The organism is Ancylobacter mangrovi, from assembly GCF_024752355.1.
Lineage (GTDB): Bacteria > Pseudomonadota > Alphaproteobacteria > Rhizobiales > Xanthobacteraceae > Ancylobacter > Ancylobacter mangrovi.
This window is the reverse complement of record NZ_JANTHZ010000006.1, coordinates 12,548-29,811: the sequence shown is the minus strand read 5'-3', so window position 1 is coordinate 29,811 and position 17,264 is coordinate 12,548. Positions and strand designations below refer to the sequence as shown.

The following is a 17,264-nucleotide window of genomic DNA, read 5'->3' as shown; positions in this document are numbered from 1 at the left end:
TAACCGGATCGCCCGCCGCCAATACGCCCCCCTTGGCGGCCGGGCGGGCGGGCAGGGACGGACCGAAAGGCCACCGTTCCTGCCCGCAGATACCCACGCGAAGAACGCCGGAGGCGGGTGCTCCCGCCCGGAGGTGATGCGATGTCCAGCACAGCAACGATGAACACGGACGCTCCCTCGGAGCATGTCGGGATGGCCCGCATCCTGGTGACCGTCTGCGCCATGATGGCGACGCTGATGCAGGCGCTCGATTCCACCATCGCCAATGTCGCGCTGCCCTACATGCAGGGCTCGCTCTCGGCGACGGCGGACCAGATCACCTGGGTGCTGACCTCCTACATCGTCGCCGCCGCGATCATGACCGCGCCGGTCGGCTGGCTCTCGGCCCGTTTCGGGCGCAAGAGGATCTTCATCATCAGCCTGGTCGGCTTCACGCTCGCCTCGATGCTGTGCGGCGTCGCCCAGTCGCTGACCGAGATCGTCGTCTTCCGGCTCGCCCAGGGCGTGTTCGGCGCGGCGCTGGTGCCGCTGTCGCAGGCGACCATGCTCGACCTCTACCCGGTCGAGCAGCGCGGCCAGGCGATGGCGGTGTGGGGCATGGGCGTGATGCTCGGCCCCATCCTCGGGCCCACGCTCGGCGGCTGGCTGACCGACGCCTACGACTGGCGCTGGGTGTTCTACGTGAACCTGCCCTTCGGCGTGCTGGCGACCGCCGGGCTGGCGCTGTTCCTCAACGACAGCAAGCGCGACGAGGGGCTGCGCTTCGACTGGATCGGCTTCGCCGTGCTCGCGCTCGGCATCGGCGCGCTGCAGATGATGCTCGACCGCGGCGAGCAGAAGGACTGGTTCGGCTCGACCGAGATCGTGATCGAGACGGTGCTGGCGGGGCTCGGGCTCTATCTCTTCACCGTCCACATGATCACGGCCGAGAAGCCGTTCATCAGCCCGCGCCTGTTCAAGGACCGCAACTTCGTGGTCGGCCTCGTCATCATGTTCGCCATCGGCATGGTGCTGCTGTCGACCTCTGCGTTGCTCGCGCCCTATCTCCAGCGGCTCAGCGGCTACCCGGTGCAGACCGCGGGCCTGCTGATGGCGCCGCGCGGCTTCGGGACCATGATGGCGATGATGGTCGCGGGGCGGCTGGTGTCGAGGGTCGACCCGCGCCTGCCCATGGTGGCCGGCCTCGGGCTGATCGCCTGGAGCCTGTGGGACATGACCGGGTGGACCCCCAACGTCGGCACCGAGGAGATGATCGTCAACAGCGTGCTGCAGGGCGCGGGGCTCGGCTTCGTGTTCACGCCGCTCACCGTCGTCGCCTTCGCGACGCTGGCGCCGGAGCTGCGCACCGACGGCACCGCGCTGTTCAGCCTGGTGCGCAATGTCGGCAGCGCGATCGGCATCTCGGTGACCTCGTTCCTGCTGTCGCAGAACACCCAGATCATGCACGCCTCGCTCGCCGCGCATGTGACCCCGTTCAACCGGATGATCCAGTCGGGCGGCGCCTACGAGTTCTGGAACATCGCCAACCCGTCGACGCTCGCCGCGCTCAACGCCGAGATCACGCGGCAGGCGACCGCTATCGCCTATGTGGACGACTTCAAGTTCATGATGCTGGTCACGCTGCCGACCGCCCTGCTGCTGTTCCTGATGAGCGCGCCCGAGAAGAAGAAGGGCGACGACATGGTCCCCGAGATTCTGGACTGACGGGCCCGGCGCCGGGCGGCTGCGCCCGCCCCGGGCCCCGGTCGCGCGGCGCCGTGACGAAGCGGCACGCTGCGCCCTAGGAAGGAGGTGCCCGCGTCGGGTAGAAGGGGGAATCCGCATCGGCAGGCCCCGCCATGATCGACATCGCTTCCCGCGTCTATGCCCATACCTGGAAGATCGACCCGATCGTGCGTTCGGTGCTCGACACCGACTTCTACAAGCTGCTCATGGCGCAGACGATCTACCGGCGCCATTTCCACACCCGCGTCACCTTCGGCATCATCAACCGCACCGCGCGGGTGCGGATCGCCGATTTCGTCGACGAGGGCGAACTGCGCGAGCAGCTCGACCATGTGCGCACTCTCTCGCTCACCCGCGGCGAATCGACCTGGCTGCGCGGCAACACCTTCTATGGCCGCCGGCAGATGTTCTCGCCCGACTTCATGGCCTGGTTCGAGAGCTTCCGCTTTCCCGCCTACCACCTCGAGAAGCGCGACGGCCAGTACGAGCTGACCTTCGAGGGGCCGTGGATCGAGACCACCATGTGGGAGATCCCGGCGCTCGCCATCATCAACGAGCTGCGCTCGCGCGCGGTGCTGCGCTCCATGGGGCGGTTCGAACTCCAGGTGCTCTATGCGCGCGCCATGACCCGGGTGTGGGAGAAGGTGGAGCGGCTGAAGAAGCTGGGGGGCGTCAACGTCGCCGATTTCGGCACCCGCCGGCGCCACGGCTTCCTGTGGCAGGACTGGTGCGTGCAGGCGATGATGGAGGGGCTGGGCGAGCGCTTCCTCGGCACCTCGAACTGCCTCATCGCGCTGCGCCGCGAGGTCGAGGCGACCGGCACCAACGCCCATGAGCTGCCCATGGTCTATGCCGCGCTCGCCGACAGCGACGAGGCGCTGGCCGAGGCGCCCTACAAGGTGCTCGCCGACTGGCAGAAGGACTATGAAGGCAATCTGCGCGTCATCCTGCCCGACACCTTCGGCACCGCGCATTTCCTCGCCGAGGCGCCCGACTGGGTGGCGCAGTGGACCGGCATCCGCATCGACAGCAAGGACCCGATCGAGGGCGGGGAGGAGGCCATCGCCTGGTGGCAGTCGCGCGGGCAGGACCCGCGCGAGAAGCTGGCGATCTTCTCCGACGCGCTCGACATCGACGACATCGAGCGCATCTACCGCCATTTCGACGGGCGGATGCGGATGGGCTTCGGCTGGGGCACGCTGCTGACCAACGATTTCCGTGGATTCGCGCCGGACGGGGCGCTCGACCCGATTTCCATCGTGTGCAAGGTCATCTCGGCCAATGGCCGGCCGACGGTGAAACTCTCGGACAATCCCACCAAGGCGATGGGCCCGCCCGAGGAGGTCGCACGCTACCGGCGCGTGTTCGAGGCCCGGCCGGAACACGCCCGCGAGGTGCTCGTGTGACGCGGTATTATAGCGCTGTCACAAGGGGGTATTAAAATAGGGTAAGGGATTTGGGGTCATTCCCGACCAAGAGTTGCCGCAATCGGCCATCAAGGTGATATTTTAAAAGCTGTGGTTTTCTTGCATCAAACCCTGCGATGCCGTTAGTTAGGCGCCGAACGCAGGATGGGGTGCGGAACTGGCGCGGTGATTCCCGGATCATCGCCCTCAAACGAACTGGACGTAAGGCATGCGAAGTGGTCAGCACCGTGCAACCGAACATGAGGCCGCAGGTGAGACCCGATCCTGTGGCGCAGCCGGATCCGATGCCGACAATTCCGCGCTCCACCGCCTCCGCCGCTTGCCGGCCGCCCCGTGGGCGCCCAAAGCCTTCGTAGGGTGAGTCGCGTCATGACCGTTTCCTCCCAGGAGCCGCGCGGGACCGGGCTCTCCACGTCGCTCGTCAGTGATTTCCGCGCCATTCTCAACGCGCTTGAAAAGGAAAAGGGCGGGCGCCCCGCCGACGATGCGGGCGAATCGCACACCGGCAACGACGCCCCTTCGACCGTTTCCGGCTCGGTACTCGCGGTGGCGAAGATCGACTCCGTGCCGGTTCCGCCCGCGGCGGACGGCGAGAATGAGGACGAGCGTCCGTCCGAGCCGACCGGCCCCATGGTGCGCGAGCGGGTGAGGGTTCCCCGCGGCGAGACGCCGGCGCGGCCCGAGCCGATGGCGCTTTCCGAAGTGCGCAGCCGGATTTCCGCGCTGGGCGACGTGCGCGACATGTTCCCGCATCGCGCCGGCCGCCCCGCCGCCGAGGGCGACCAGGCGGGCGAGGCCGCCGATGCGCGCCCGGCCGCAGGCCAGCCTCTTCCGCAACCGACGCCCCCTGCGCGCAATCCCATCGGGCGCAAGCGCGCCGCTGCCGCGCCGGCCGTCGCCGAGGCGCCCGCGCCGCGCCGCCGGGCCTTCGGGGCCTCGGGCCGGGCCGGGGAGGCGGAGACGCCGGTGCGCCGGCGCAAATCCACCTCGAGCGACGTCATCACCTGGCAGAGGCTCGGCATTCTCGCCATCTGCGCCGTCGTGTTCGGCGGCGGGCTGGTGGCGCTCCAGCGCGTCGTCGGCCGCGAGGAGGCGGTGGTGGCGCCCGATGAGATCGGCAATGCCGCGATCGCCAGCGTCGCCCCCTCGACCTCGTACGACGTGCCCGCGCCAGCTACGGTCGCCGTGGCGCCGCCCGTGGCCGCTCCGGCGACGCAGGAGGCCAGCACGCCGGCCGCGCCCGCCAGCGTCGCCGACGTGGTGGCCGAGATCCCCAAGCTCAATCTGCGTGACGCCGAGCCCGTGTTCGACACGGCCACCCCGCCGGCGGCCCCGTCCGGGGTGACGGCCTTCGCGCCGCCCGAGCCGCCGGCTTCGCCGCGTCTCGACGACACCGCCGTGCCGGCGGACGCCGCGACCGATGCGGCGAGCGCCCATGTGACGCTGCCCAAGCAGCCGCCGCTGCCGCCGGTCCGGCAGGCGGCGCTCGACACCGGCGCCGCGCCGGCTGCCGCGTCGGATACCGCCGCCGCCGAGCCGGCGACGGACGAGGTCGCGGACGATACGGAGACGGCCGGTGGCGGCGATCCGGTCGGCACGGTCCTCGTGCGCAGCTCGGTGACCATGCGCTCGGCCCCCCGCAAGGGCGCCTCGGCGCTGGCGAACCTGCAGGGCGGCGAGAAGGTCGACCTCGTGGCCTGCCACGGCTGGTGCGAGGTCATCGCCGATGGCAAGCGCGGCTTCGTCTACAAGAGCTTCCTCAACACCCAGTCCGTGCAGCAGCAGGCCGACGCTGCCGCCGAGTGAGCCCGGCGGCCTGTGCAGGCGCGGTAACATCCTGAATCAATGATTGAACCGCGCGGGCGGCGAATCGCGCCGCTCCGCCTCGTCTTGCCCCGAGGCGCGTGTTAGACCCCGGGCATCTTCACGAGCCGACATTAGGAATCGATCATGCCGAACAGTCCGACCGAGGCGCCCCATCCGATCCGCGTCGGCGTCGTCGGCGTCGGCGTCATGGGCTACAACCACGCCCGCGTGCTGTCGGACCTGCCGGGCGCGACGCTGGTCGGCATCGCCGATCCCGATGACGGCCAGCGCGGCAAGGTCGCGGCCCTGCTCGGATGCGAGGCGGTGCCGGGTATCGCCGACCTGATCGAGCGCGGCGTCGACGCGCTGGTGGTGGCTGCGCCCACGCACCTTCACCACGACATCGCGCTCACCGCCATCGAGGCCGGCAAGCACGTTCTTGTGGAAAAGCCGATCGCCCCCGTAGTGGCCGAGGCCGAAGCCATCGTCGCCGCCGCCCGCGCCAAGGGCGTGGCGCTGATGGTCGGCCATGTCGAGCGGTTCAACCCGGCGGTCGAGGCGATCAAGAACGCCATTCGCGGCGAGGAGATCCTCTCCATCGGCATCACCCGCGTCGGACCGTTCCCCCCGCGCATGTCCAATGTCGGCGTGGTGATCGACCTCGCCGTGCACGACATCGACCTGATCTGCCATTTCACCGGCTCGCAGATCGCCGAGATCCAGCCGCAGGTGAAGGCGGCGGTGGCGGACCGCGAGGACATCGCGCTGCTGCAGTTCCGCACCGCCAACGGCGTGCTCGCCCACATCAACACCAACTGGCTGACGCCCTTCAAGGCGCGCACGGTGCATGTGGCGACCCGCAACAAATACGTCATCGGCGACCTGCTGACCCGGCAGGTGACCGAGTGCTTCGACTACAAGCCGGACGGCAGCTACTCGATGCGCCACCTGCCGGTGGCCTATGCCGAGCCGCTGCGCGTCGAGCTGAACCGCTTCCTCGAAGCGGTGCGCGGCGACAAGGATTCGGCGGTGACCGGCGAGGACGGGGTCGCGGCCATCGCCACCGCCATCCGCTGCCTCGGGGAGCCCACGCCGGCCGAGGCGCCGCGCCGCCTCAAGGTCGCCGGCTGAGCCAGGACAAGATGATGAACACCCATGTGAAGACCGAACTGGCGCCGATCCCCTTCATCGACGTCGCCGCCCAGCGCGCCCGGCTGGGCACGCGCATCGACGACGCGGTGACCCGCGTGCTGAACCACTGCCGGTTCGTGAACGGGCCGGAAGTTGCGGAGCTGGAAAGCCGGCTCGCGGCCTTCGCCGGCGCCCGCCACGCCATCGCCTGCTCCAGCGGCACCGATGCGCTGGCCATGATCCTGATGGCCTGGGGCGTGAAGCCGGGCGACGCGGTGTTCTGCCCCTCCTTCACCTTCTGCGCCACCGCGGAGGTAGTGCCGTGGGTCGGGGCGACGCCGGTGTTCGTCGACGTGCTGGCCGACACCTTCAACATGGACCCGGCGAGCCTCGAGGCCGCCATCGAGGTCGCGAAGCGCAAGGGGCTGACGCCGAAGGTGGTCATCCCGGTCGACCTGTTCGGCCAGCCGGCCGACCTCGACGCCATCGAGGCCATCGCCAAGGCCAACGGGCTGAAGGTGCTGTGCGACACCGCGCAGGGCTTCGGCGCGACCTGGAACGGCAAGCGCACCGGCTCGTTCGGCGACGCCACCGCGACCAGCTTCTTCCCGGCCAAGCCACTTGGCTGCTTCGGCGACGGCGGCGCGGTGTTCACCGATGACGACGATCTGGTTCCGGTGCTCAAGAGCGTGCGCGAGCACGGGCAGGGTGTCGACAAGTACCAGAACGTGCGCATCGGCATGACCGGCCGGCTCGACACGATCCAGGCCGCTATCCTCCTGGAAAAGCTGGCGATCTTCGAGGACGAGGTCGCGGCCCGGCAGAAGGTCGCCGAGCGCTACAACGCCGCGCTCGCCGATGTGTGCATCGTTCCGGCGGTCGACCCGCGCGCGACCTCGGTCTGGGCGCAGTACACCATCCGGGTGCCGCAGGGCGGGCGCGACGCGCTCGGCCCGGCGCTGCAGAAGGAGGGCGTGCCGACGGCGGTGTATTATCGCCTGCCGATGCACATGCAGCCCGCCTATGAGCAGTATCCGTCCGCCGGCAACGGCCTGCCGGTCTGCGAGAAGCTCGCCGGCGAGGTGATCAGCCTGCCGATGCACGCCTATCTTGACGAGGCGACGCAGGACCGCGTCATCGCGGCAGTGCGCCGCGCGCTGGGCGGCTGACGCCGCGCTGAAGGGGAGCGCCGCCCGGCGCGGCCGTGTTCGCCTCCGTGCGGCCGGCCGGCTGGCGGGAGAGGCGGGGCTCGGCTAGGTTCCGGCCCCGCTCAACGCGGCCGGGTTTCGCATGATTCGCTCCATCTTCTCCGTCGGCGGCTGGACGCTGCTTTCGCGGCTGACCGGCTTCATCCGCGACATCGTGATGGCGGCCGTGCTCGGCGCCGGGCCGGTGGCGGACGCGTTCTACATCGCCTTCCGGCTGCCGAACCATTTCCGCTCCATCTTCGCCGAGGGCGCCTTCAACACCGCCTTCATCCCCGCCTATGCGCGGGTGAAGACGACCGAGGGCGACGCCAAGGCCAATCGCTTCGCCGACGGCATCCTGACCGCCGTGGTGCTGGTGCAACTCGCCATCCTCGCCTTCGCGCTGGTGGCGACGGACTGGGTGGTGGCGACCCTGGCGCCGGGCCTCTCCAGCGATCCCGAGCGCTTCGCGCTGACGGTCGACTTCACCCGCATCACCTTTCCCTATCTCGGCCTGATCGCGGTGGTGACGCTGGTCGGCGGGGTGCTCAACGCCAATGAGCGGTTCTGGGCCGCGGCGGCGGCGTCGATCCTGCTCAACGTCTCGATGGTGGGGACGCTCAGCGTCGTCGGGCTGTTTCCCAATGCCGGTGCGGCGGCGGCCTGGGGCGTGCTGATCTCGGGCTTCCTGCAGGTCGCTCTGCTCGTCTACGATTCCGAATCGCACGGTCTCGGCCTGCGCTTCGGCCGGCCGCGGCTCGATCCCGAGATGCGGCGCTTCCTGATCGCGCTGGGGCCGGCGATCATCGGCTCGGCGGGCGTGCAGCTCGCCATCTTCGCCGACACCATCATCGCCTCCTTCCTGCCGCAGGGCGCGGTGGCGGCGCTGTTCTACGCCGACCGCATCAACCAGCTTCCGATCGGCGTGGTGGGCATCGCCGCCGGCGTGGTGCTGCTGCCGGAGATGTCGCGGCGCATCGCGGCGGAGGATTTCGAGGGCGCCCGCCATGCGCAGGCGCGGGCGATCGAGCTGACCCTGCTGCTGGTCCTGCCCTTCCTCGCCGCCTCGCTGGTGATACCGGAACTGCTGATGCGCGGCCTGTTCATGCGCGGGGCCTTCACGCCGGAGGCGGCGGAGGCGGCGGGGCAGACGCTGGCGGCCTATGGGCTCGGCCTGGTGCCGTTCGTGGTGATGCGGGCCTTCATGTCGCCCTTCTATGCGCGCGGCGACACGCGTACACCGGTGATGGCGACGCTCGGCGCGGCCTGCATCAACATTCTCATCAAGATCTGGCTGATGGACAGCCTCGCCCAGGTGGGCCTCGCCTTCGCCACCTCCGTGGGCGGCTGGATCTGCGTGCTGCTGCTCGCCTTCCTGGCGCGGCGGCGCGGCTATGAGTGTGGCGACACCCAGCTCCTGCGCATCCTGCCGCGCCTCGTCCTGATCGGCCTCGGGGTCGCGGCGACGCTGTATATTGTCGAAAAGCACTCGCGCCAGCTCGTCGCAAGTCTCGCTGCATTGCAAAACGAGACCCAGCTGCTTATGTGCGTTGCAGCAGGCGGTGCGGTCTATGCCGCGCTGGTCATCACCCTGATCGGACCGCGTTATTTGCGTGCCCTGCTTCGTGGGCAACCCCAGCCGAAGTTACGTTGACACTTTTATTGCTTACGCGGTGCAGCAAAGTTGTGCTAGTGGCGTGTCGCGTTGAGCGTTCCCGGGAGCGGGCCGGGTCGCGTCGCGTTGCTTCGAGTGGGGGCCGGAGCGCTTTTTTTGCCTTTCTCGGAGACGGTTGCATGAACACCGCCTTGTCGCGCCTTCCCGCTCTTGTCGTTGTCGCCGCCGCTCTCGCGCTGGCGGCCTGCTCGGAACAGCAGGCCCAGCAACAGGCGCCGCAGGCGCCGCCCGTGACCGTCGCCAAGCCGGAAACGCGCACCATTACCGACTATGACGAGTATGTCGGCCGCTTCGCCGCGGTCGACCTCATCAACGTCTATGCCCGCGTCTCCGGCTATCTGGAGACCATCAACTTCACCGATGGTCAGATCGTGAAGAAGGGCGACCTGCTGTTCTCGATCGACAAGCGCCCGTTCCAGGTCGCGCTCGATCAGGCCAAGGCCAACCTGGACAAGGCGCAGGCCGATCTCGACTTCGCCAATTCCGACCTGCAGCGCGCGAAGACCCTGATCGAGGACAAGACCTCGACCGCGATCTCCAAGCAGACCTACGACCAGCGCCTGCAGACCGAGCGCTCCGCCCGCGCCGCCGCGGCGGCGGCCGAGGCGGCCGTGCACGCGGCCGAGCTCGATCTCGAATTCACCGAGCTGCACGCCCCGGTCACCGGCCGCATCGGCGACCGCAAGGTCTCGGTCGGCAACCTCGTGACCGGCGGCTCGGGCGGCACCAACACCAATACGCTGCTCGCCACCATCGTCTCGATCGACCCGATCTATTTCGAGTTCACCTATGACGAGGCCTCCTACCTGCGCTACCAGCGCATGGCCAAGCAGATGGGCGACAAGGCCGATGCGATCCCGGTCAAGCTGGAGCTGATCGACGAGAAGGGCTTCCCCCATGAGGGCACGCTCGACTTCGTGGACAACCGCATCAGCGAGACCACCGGCACCATTCGCGGCCGCGCCGTGTTCAAGAACCCGGAGGGAACCTTCACCCCCGGCATGTTCGGCCGCGTGGAGGTGCCGTCCTCGGCGCCGCACGAGGTGCTGACGGTGCCGGACGTCGCCATCGGCACGGAGCAGACGCGCAAGTTCGTCTATGCGATGCAGCCGGGCGACGAGCCGCAGGTCCCGCAGGTGAAATACGTCACGCTCGGCCGGGTCTATGACGGCCAGCGCGTGATCACGAGCGGCATCGAGAAGGATGACCTCGTGGTGGTGAACGGCCTCATGCGGATTCGGCCCGGCTCCAAGGTGGTGGGCAAGCCGGAGGAGCCGAAGGCGCCCGCCGAGGCTGCCGCTGCCGGCGAAGGCACCGGCTCGGCTGCCGCCAAGCCCGCCAACTGAGCGCGGGAGCTGGCTCCATGCGATTTTCACATTTCTTCATCGACCGGCCCATCTTTGCTTCGGTGGTATCGGTCATCGTCATGATCCTCGGCGGCGTCGCGTTCTTCGCGCTGCCGGTCGCCCAGTATCCCGACATCGCTCCGCCGGTGGTGAACGTCACCGGCCAGTACCCGGGCGCGAGCGCGGAAACCGTGGCCGACACGGTGGTCTCGCCGATCGAGCAACAGATCAACGGCGTGGAGGGGATGCTCTACATCTCCTCCAACTCGACCGCCGACGGCCGGTTCTCGATCGCCGTGACCTTCGACATCGGCACCGATCTCGACATCGCGCAGGTGCAGGTGCAGAACCGCGTGGCCACCGCCACGCCGCGCCTGCCGCAGGAAGTGCAGCAGATCGGCGTCACCGTCGCGAAGTCCTCGCCGGACATCCTGATGGTGGTCAGCCTGTTCTCGCCCGACAATTCGCGCGATTCGCTGTTCATCTCCAACTACGCGAACCTGCAGATCAAGGACCAGCTCCAGCGCGTGCCGGGCGTGGGCTCGATCACCGTGTTCGGCTCGCGCGACTATGCGATGCAGGTCTGGCTCGACCCGGAGAAGCTGCAGGCGCTGAACCTCACCGCGACGGACGTGACCGCCGCGCTCCAGGCGCAGAACCTGCAGGTCGCCTCGGGCGTGCTGAACGCGCCGCCGGTGGCCAAGCAGAACGCCTTCCAGGTGGCGGTGCGCACGCTCGGCCGCCTGTCGACGCCGGAGGAGTTCGGCAACATCGTCGTGCGCCAGACCGGCGACGCGGTGGTGCGCCTGCGCGACGTGGCGCGGATCGACATCGAGGGACAGGACAACTCCTCGATCTCCTACTACGACTCCAAGCCCTCGGTCGCGCTCGGCATCTTCCAGCTCCCGGGCTCGAACGCGCTGGCCACCGGCCAGGCGATCTCGCAGCAGATGGTGGAGATCGCCAAGAACTTCCCGCAGGGCCTCGCCTACTCGACCGCGTACAACCCGACCCAGTTCATCGCCGAATCGGTGCGCGCGGTGGAGGACACGATCATCGAGGCGATCGTGCTGGTGGTGATCGTGGTGATCCTGTTCCTGCAGACCTGGCGGGCGGCGATCATCCCGATCCTCGCCATCCCGGTCTCGCTGATCGGCACCTTCTTCATCATGAGCCTGTTCGGCTTCTCGCTGAACAATCTGTCGCTGTTCGGCCTCGTGCTGGCCATCGGCATCGTGGTGGACGACGCGATCGTCGTGGTGGAAAGCGTGGAGCACAACATCTCCACCGGCCTCAGTCCACGCGACGCGGCCTACAAGACCATGGACGAGGTCGGCGGGGCGCTGATCGCGATCTCGCTGGTGCTGGCCTCGGTGTTCGTGCCGTCGGCCTTCATCACCGGCATCTCGGGCGAGTTCTACCGCCAGTTCGCGCTGACCATCGCGGGCTCGACGCTGATCTCGCTGCTGGTGTCGCTGACGCTGTCGCCGGCCATGTGCGCGCTGCTGCTGCGCCCGCATCGGGGGCCGGACCACAAGCCGGCCTGGTATGCGCGCCCGTTCACCGGCTTCTTCTACTACTTCAACAAGGGCTTCAACGGCCTCTCGCGCGGCTATGGCTGGTTCACCGGGCGCGTCGTGCGCTTCGCGGTGATCGTGCTCATCGTCTATGCGGGCATCCTCGCCGGCGGCTTCCAGCTGTTCCGGATGACGCCGCAGGGCTTCATCCCGGCGCAGGACCGCGGCTACCTGATCGTCGCGGCGCAGCTTCCCGGCGGCGCGGCGCTCGAGCGCACCAACGAGGTGATGACGCGGGCGGCGAAGATCGCCCTCGGCACGCCCGGCGTCTCCCATGTGGTGAACATCGTCGGCTTCTCCGGCGCGACCTTCACCAACGCGCCGAACGCGGGCGCCATGTTCCTCATCCTCGGCCCGGCCGAAGAGCGTGCCAAGAATCCGGGCGAATCCGCCGCAGCGATCCAGGGCAAGCTGTTCGGCGAGCTCGGGGCCATCGAGGAAGCGCAGATGATCGTGGTGATGCCGCCGCCCGTTCAGGGCATCGGCAATGCCGGCGGCTATCGCATGATGATCGAGGATCGTGGCGGGCGCGGCTATGGCGCGCTGCAGAACGCGGTTTACGCGATGATGGGCAAGGCGAACCAGACGCCGGGTCTCAAGCAGGTCTATTCGCTGTTCGAGACCTCGACGCCGCAGCTCTTCCTCGACATCGACCGCACCAAGGCGCAGCTCCTCGGCGTCAACATGGCGGACGTGTTCGCGACGCTGCAGACCTATATCGGCTCGTCCTACGTCAACGACTTCAACCTGTTCGGCCGTACCTACCGCGTGCAGGCGCAGGCCGACGCGCCCTATCGCCTGACGCAGGAGGACCTGCTGCGGCTGAGGGTGAAGAACGCGGACGGCGAGACGGTGCCGATCGGCTCCTTCGCCACGGTGCGCGACATTGCGGGCCCCTACCGCGTGCCGCGCTACAACCTCTACCCGGCGGCGGAGCTCGACGGCGACACCCAGCCCGGCACCTCGCAGGGCCAGGCGATCCAGACCATGGAGAAGCTGGCGGCGGAGACGCTGCCGGACGGCTTCGCCTTTGAGTGGACGACGCTCGCCTATCAGCAGGTGAGGGCGGGCAACACCGCGATCTTCGCCTTCGCGCTCGGCGTGGTGTTCGTCTTCCTCGTGCTGGCGGCGCAGTATGAGAGCCTGACGCTGCCGCTCGCGGTGGTGCTCATCGTGCCAATGTGCCTGATCGCGGCAGTGGCGGGCATATTGATACGCGGGCAGGACAACAACATCCTGTCCCAGGTGGGCTTCATCGTGCTCATCGGTCTGGCGGCGAAGAACGCGATCCTGATCGTGGAATTCGCCAAGCAGCTCGAGGACCGCGGCGAGAACCGCTTCGCCGCCGCCCAGCATGCGGCCCAGCTCCGCCTGCGGCCGATCATCATGACCTCGCTGGCCTTCATCCTCGGCGTGGTGCCGCTGGTGCGGGCGACCGGCGCCGGCTCCGAGCTGCGCCAGGCGCTCGGCACGGCGGTGTTCTCCGGCATGATCGGCGTGACCTTCTTCGGCCTGCTGTTCACGCCGACCTTCTACGTGGTCTGCCGCTGGCTCGCCGGCTTCGGCGAACGCCGGCGGATGCGAAAGCAGGAACAGGCGGAAGCGGCCGGCTCACAATGACGAAAAGGAAAAGGCGCCCCGCGGGGCGCCTTTTTCATTTGGGGGCAGGGCTGCGCTTGCGGCGGCCGCCCTCAGTCGAGGACGGCGGCCTTGAGCAGGCACACCATGGTGGCATGGGCCGGCTCGGTGCCCATGTTGCGGATGACATGGCGGCGGTCGCAGCGATAGCGTAGCGTCTCGCCCGCCCGCGCGGTCTCAACCACGTCGGCGCATTCGACCTGCAACTCGCCGGCGAGGACCGAGAGGCACTCGATCGAGCCGCGCTGGTGGCCGTCCGAGATCAGCTCGCCGCCCGGCTCGGCGACGAAATCGAACCATTGCAGCCATTCCACCGTCTTGATCCATCCGGTGATGGTCAGGCGGCAGCGGCCGTCCTCGGAGACGAGAATGGGCGTGTCGGCGCGGGTGAGGTGCTCGACGAAGGGCTCGTCGTCGGTCGCCGCCATGAAGCGGTCGATCGACACGTCGAGCGCCTGCGACAGGCGCCACACCGTGGCGAGCGTGGGATTGGTCTCGTTGCGCTCGATCTGGCTGATGATCGACTTGGCGACGCCCGACTGTTCGGACAGCTCCGAGAGCGAAAGGTTGTAGGCCTTGCGCAGGCGCTGGATGGTGCGTCCGAGCTGGCCTGTTATGGCCTGGGCTCCCGCTTCCATGCCGCCCCGATCGATACTCCGCGTGCGGCCCGACATGCCTGCTCCCGTTTGCGCCTGGCTGGACATTAGGTTGGGGCGAGGGAGCCGCGCAAGTCGCCGGAGCGTGCCTCGATCCGCCGTCAACATAGTGATGAAAGCCGCGAATTGCAGATGCGCGGCGCCCCGCGCGGGGCTAAGCTCGCCCCATGATGCAGACCAATGCCCTGCCGACCATCGATGACGTCGCATCGGCCGCCGAGCGGCTGGCCGGCGTCGCGGTGCGCACCCCGCTGATCGCCTCGCCCCGGCTCGACGAGCTGACGGGCGGGCGGGTCTTCCTCAAGCCCGAGCCGCTGCAGCGCACCGGCTCGTTCAAGTTCCGCGGCGCCTACAACCGGATCTCGCGCATCCCGGAGGACCAGAGGGCCGGCGGCGTGGTCGCCTGCTCCTCGGGCAACCATGCGCAGGGCGTCGCCGCCGCCGCGACGCTGATGGGCATGCGCTCGGTCATCGTCATGCCGAAGGACGCGCCGGCGATGAAGCGCGCGCGCACCATCGCCTTCGGCGCCGAGGTGGTCGACTACGACCGCGGGGTGGACGACCGCGACGCCATCGCCGATGCGATCGCCCGCGAACGGGGCGCGGTGTTCGTGCCGCCCTATGACGATTTCCACATCATCGCCGGGCAGGGCACGGTGGGGCTGGAGATCGCGGAGGACCTCGCCGCCCGCGATCTGGTTCCCGACGTGGTGATCGCCAACGCCTCGGGTGGCGGGCTCATCTCGGGCATTGCGTTGGCGGTGAAGGACCGCTTTCCCGATGCCCGTGTCATGACCGCCGAGCCGGCCGGGTTCGACGACCATGCCCGCTCCTTCCTCTCCGGCGGGCGCGAGCGCAACGAGCGCGCCACCGGTTCGATCTGCGACGCGCTGCTGGCGGCGACACCGGGCCGGCTGACCTTCGAGATCACCTCCCGCATCGTCGGCGAGGGCGTGTCGGCGAGCGACGAGGAGGTCGCGCGCGCCGTCGCCTTCGCCTTCGAGGAGCTCAAGATCGTGGTCGAGCCGGGCGGGGCGGTGGCGCTCGCGGCGGTGCTGGCCGGCAAGGTGGACCTCAAGGGCCGGGTGGCCGCCATCGTGCTGTCCGGCGGCAATGTCGACGGCGACATGTTCGCGCGTTGCCTCGCCGCCGCCTGAACGCGTCCAGCCTCGCACCGACCCGACGCTGCCGTCAGCCGACCGCCGCCGCGCCGAACTGCAGCACGCGCGACTGGGCGGTCGCGATGTTGCCGAGGAACTGCTCCGTGCAGGCGCGCCAGGAATAGCCGAGCGCATAGGCGCGGGCATCGGCGCGGTCGATGTCGAGCGCGGCGAGCGCGGCCCGGCGCAGATCCGCATCCAGCACACCCACCGGCGCGTCCTGCGGCGCGGTCGCGATCACGTCGTTCGGGCCGGTGACAGGAAAGGCGGCGACGGGCAGGCCGCTCGCCAGCGCCTCCAGCAGCACGATGCCGAACGTGTCCGTGAGGCTGGGGAAGACGAAGACGTCGGCGGCGGCATAGATGCGCGCCAGCGCCTCGCCTTCCTTCATGCCGAGGAAATGCGCGTCGGGAAACTGCGCCCTGAGCGTTGCGAGCGCCGGGCCGTCGCCGACCACCACCTTGCTGCCCGGCAGGTCGAGGCCGAGGAAGGCGCCGAGATTCTTCTCCACCGCCACCCGGCCGACCGAGACGAAGATGGGGCGCGGCAGGTCGCGCACGATCGGGTCGAACTCGTCCTCGCCGCGCGGGCGGAAGAGCTGCGCGTCGACGCCGCGCGACCAGCGCATGATGTTGTGGAAGCCGCGCCCGCGCAGCTCGGTCTCGAGCGTGGGCGTCGAGACCATGATGCCGGCCCCGGCATTGTGGAAGCGCCGCAGCCAGGCATAGGAGAGCTTCTGCGGCACCGGGGCGCGCGCGGCGAGGTATTCGGGAAAGCGCGTGTGATAGCTGGTGGTGAAGATCTGCCCGCGCCCAGTGCACCAGCGCCGGGCCATGATGCCGACCGGCCCCTCGGTCGCGATGTGCACGAAGTCGGCGCCGATCTCGTCGATGCGGCGCGCGACCTTCGAGGGCGTGGCGACCGCCAGCCGGATCTCGGGATAGGTGGGCATCGGCACGGTGCGGAAATCGCCTGGCGTCAGGAAGGTGATCTCGGCGCCGAGCGTGGCCGCCTCGCGGGCGGTGTTCTGCAGCGAGCGGACCACGCCGTTGACCTGCGGCGTCCAGGCATCGGTCGCGATGAGAATGCGCATCAGGCGGCGACCTTCGGCCGTTCCAGCATCAGCGGCGTGCTCAGCCGTGCCCGGGTCTGGCGCGCCCAGTCGATCAACTCGAAGCGGCCGTCCTCGTGCTCGACGATGGCGGTGCAGCTTTCGACCCAGTCGCCGCAGTTTACATATTCCACGCCGAAGCTGTCATGCATCGTGGCGTGGTGGATATGGCCGCAGATGACGCCGTCCACCTTGTGGCGGCGCGCCTCGTTGGCCACCGCCTCCTCGAAGCGGCCGATGAAGTTGACCGCGTTCTTAACCTTCAGCTTGGCCCACTGGCTCAGCGACCAGTAGGGGAAGCCGAGCTTGCGGCGCACCCAGTTGAGGTAGGTGTTGACGCCGAGCGCGAAGGTGTAGGCGCCGTCGCCCAGGAAGGCGAGCCACTTGGCGTGACGCACCACGACGTCGAACACGTCGCCATGGATGACGAGGTAGCGCCGGCCGTCGGCGGCGTCGTGGATCGCCGTCTCGACCACTTCGATGCCGCCGAAATGGCTGCCGTAATAGTCGCGCAGGAACTCGTCGTGATTGCCGGGCAGGTAGACGATGCGCGCGCCCTTGCGGCCCTTGCGCAGCAGCTTCTGCACCACGTCGTTGTGGGACTGCGGCCAGTACCAGCCGGCGCGCAGGCGCCAGCCGTCGACGATGTCGCCGACGAGGTAGATCGTGTCCGCGTCGTGGAACTTCAGGAAGTCGAGCAGCAGGTCCGCCTGGCAACCCTTGGTTCCAAGATGGACGTCGGACAGGAACAGGCTGCGAAACCGGCGGGCGTCTGGCGCGTCGCTCAATTCGGGGGCCGTGTCCGTCATGCCTTCCCCTAAGAGG

12 protein-coding genes are annotated in these 17,264 nt (G+C 68.8%); 9 read left to right on the top strand and 3 right to left on the bottom strand.

Annotated elements, in window-relative coordinates; translation table 11 throughout:
- Positions 1-159 precede the first annotated feature (159 nt).
- The 8 genes from NVS89_RS13790 to NVS89_RS13755 all read left to right on the top strand — a co-directional run bounded on the left by NVS89_RS13790 (position 160) and on the right by NVS89_RS13755 (position 13,494).
- Complete coding sequence (locus NVS89_RS13790) at positions 160-1,704, top strand: DHA2 family efflux MFS transporter permease subunit (RefSeq protein WP_374114575.1); 1,545 nt, start codon at positions 160-162, stop codon at positions 1,702-1,704.
- 134 nt (positions 1,705-1,838) lie between these two features.
- A complete protein-coding gene (gene pncB / locus NVS89_RS13785) occupies positions 1,839-3,131 on the top strand; it encodes a nicotinate phosphoribosyltransferase (RefSeq protein WP_258733335.1) in 1,293 nt (430 codons plus the stop codon).
- A gap of 390 nt (positions 3,132-3,521) precedes the next feature.
- Positions 3,522-4,958, top strand: a complete 1,437-nt coding sequence (locus NVS89_RS13780) for an SH3 domain-containing protein (protein ID WP_258733334.1) — start codon at positions 3,522-3,524, stop codon at positions 4,956-4,958.
- Positions 4,959-5,102: 144 nt separating this feature from the next.
- The gene (locus NVS89_RS13775; protein WP_258733333.1) at positions 5,103-6,089 is read left to right on the top strand and encodes a Gfo/Idh/MocA family protein; all 987 of its coding nucleotides are present in this window, start codon (positions 5,103-5,105) and stop codon (positions 6,087-6,089) included.
- A gap of 14 nt (positions 6,090-6,103) precedes the next feature.
- Positions 6,104-7,258 (top strand): DegT/DnrJ/EryC1/StrS family aminotransferase, encoded by a 1,155-nt coding sequence (locus NVS89_RS13770; protein ID WP_258733332.1) that lies wholly within the window; start codon positions 6,104-6,106, stop codon positions 7,256-7,258.
- 121 nt (positions 7,259-7,379) lie between these two features.
- A complete protein-coding gene (murJ, locus tag NVS89_RS13765; protein ID WP_258733331.1) occupies positions 7,380-8,930 on the top strand; it encodes a murein biosynthesis integral membrane protein MurJ in 1,551 nt (516 codons plus the stop codon).
- 140 nt (positions 8,931-9,070) lie between these two features.
- Positions 9,071-10,297, top strand: a complete 1,227-nt coding sequence (locus tag NVS89_RS13760; protein ID WP_258733330.1) for an efflux RND transporter periplasmic adaptor subunit — start codon at positions 9,071-9,073, stop codon at positions 10,295-10,297.
- A 17-nt stretch (positions 10,298-10,314) separates the two neighbouring features.
- The gene (locus NVS89_RS13755; protein ID WP_258733329.1) at positions 10,315-13,494 is read left to right on the top strand and encodes an efflux RND transporter permease subunit; all 3,180 of its coding nucleotides are present in this window, start codon (positions 10,315-10,317) and stop codon (positions 13,492-13,494) included.
- A 71-nt stretch (positions 13,495-13,565) separates the two neighbouring features.
- Here NVS89_RS13755 and NVS89_RS13750 read toward each other — a convergent pair whose 3' ends face one another.
- Positions 13,566-14,186 carry a helix-turn-helix domain-containing protein gene (locus tag NVS89_RS13750; protein WP_258733328.1) on the bottom strand — a complete coding sequence of 207 codons (621 nt, stop codon included), beginning with the start codon at positions 14,184-14,186 and terminating at the stop codon, positions 13,566-13,568.
- A 149-nt stretch (positions 14,187-14,335) separates the two neighbouring features.
- Here NVS89_RS13750 and NVS89_RS13745 point away from each other — a divergent pair, with 149 nt between their 5' ends.
- Positions 14,336-15,325 carry a threonine ammonia-lyase gene (locus NVS89_RS13745; protein WP_258733327.1) on the top strand — a complete coding sequence of 330 codons (990 nt, stop codon included), beginning with the start codon at positions 14,336-14,338 and terminating at the stop codon, positions 15,323-15,325.
- A gap of 34 nt (positions 15,326-15,359) precedes the next feature.
- Here the strand turns inward: NVS89_RS13745 and NVS89_RS13740 are convergent, their stop codons facing one another.
- Positions 15,360-16,421, bottom strand: a complete 1,062-nt coding sequence (locus tag NVS89_RS13740; RefSeq protein WP_309486551.1) for a glycosyltransferase family 4 protein — start codon at positions 16,419-16,421, stop codon at positions 15,360-15,362.
- On the bottom strand, positions 16,421-17,248 hold the full coding sequence (locus NVS89_RS13735) for a UDP-2,3-diacylglucosamine diphosphatase (RefSeq protein ID WP_258733326.1): 828 nt from the start codon (positions 17,246-17,248) through the stop codon (positions 16,421-16,423). The genes NVS89_RS13740 and NVS89_RS13735 overlap by 1 nt, the downstream gene beginning before the upstream one ends.
- Positions 17,249-17,264 lie beyond the last annotated feature (16 nt).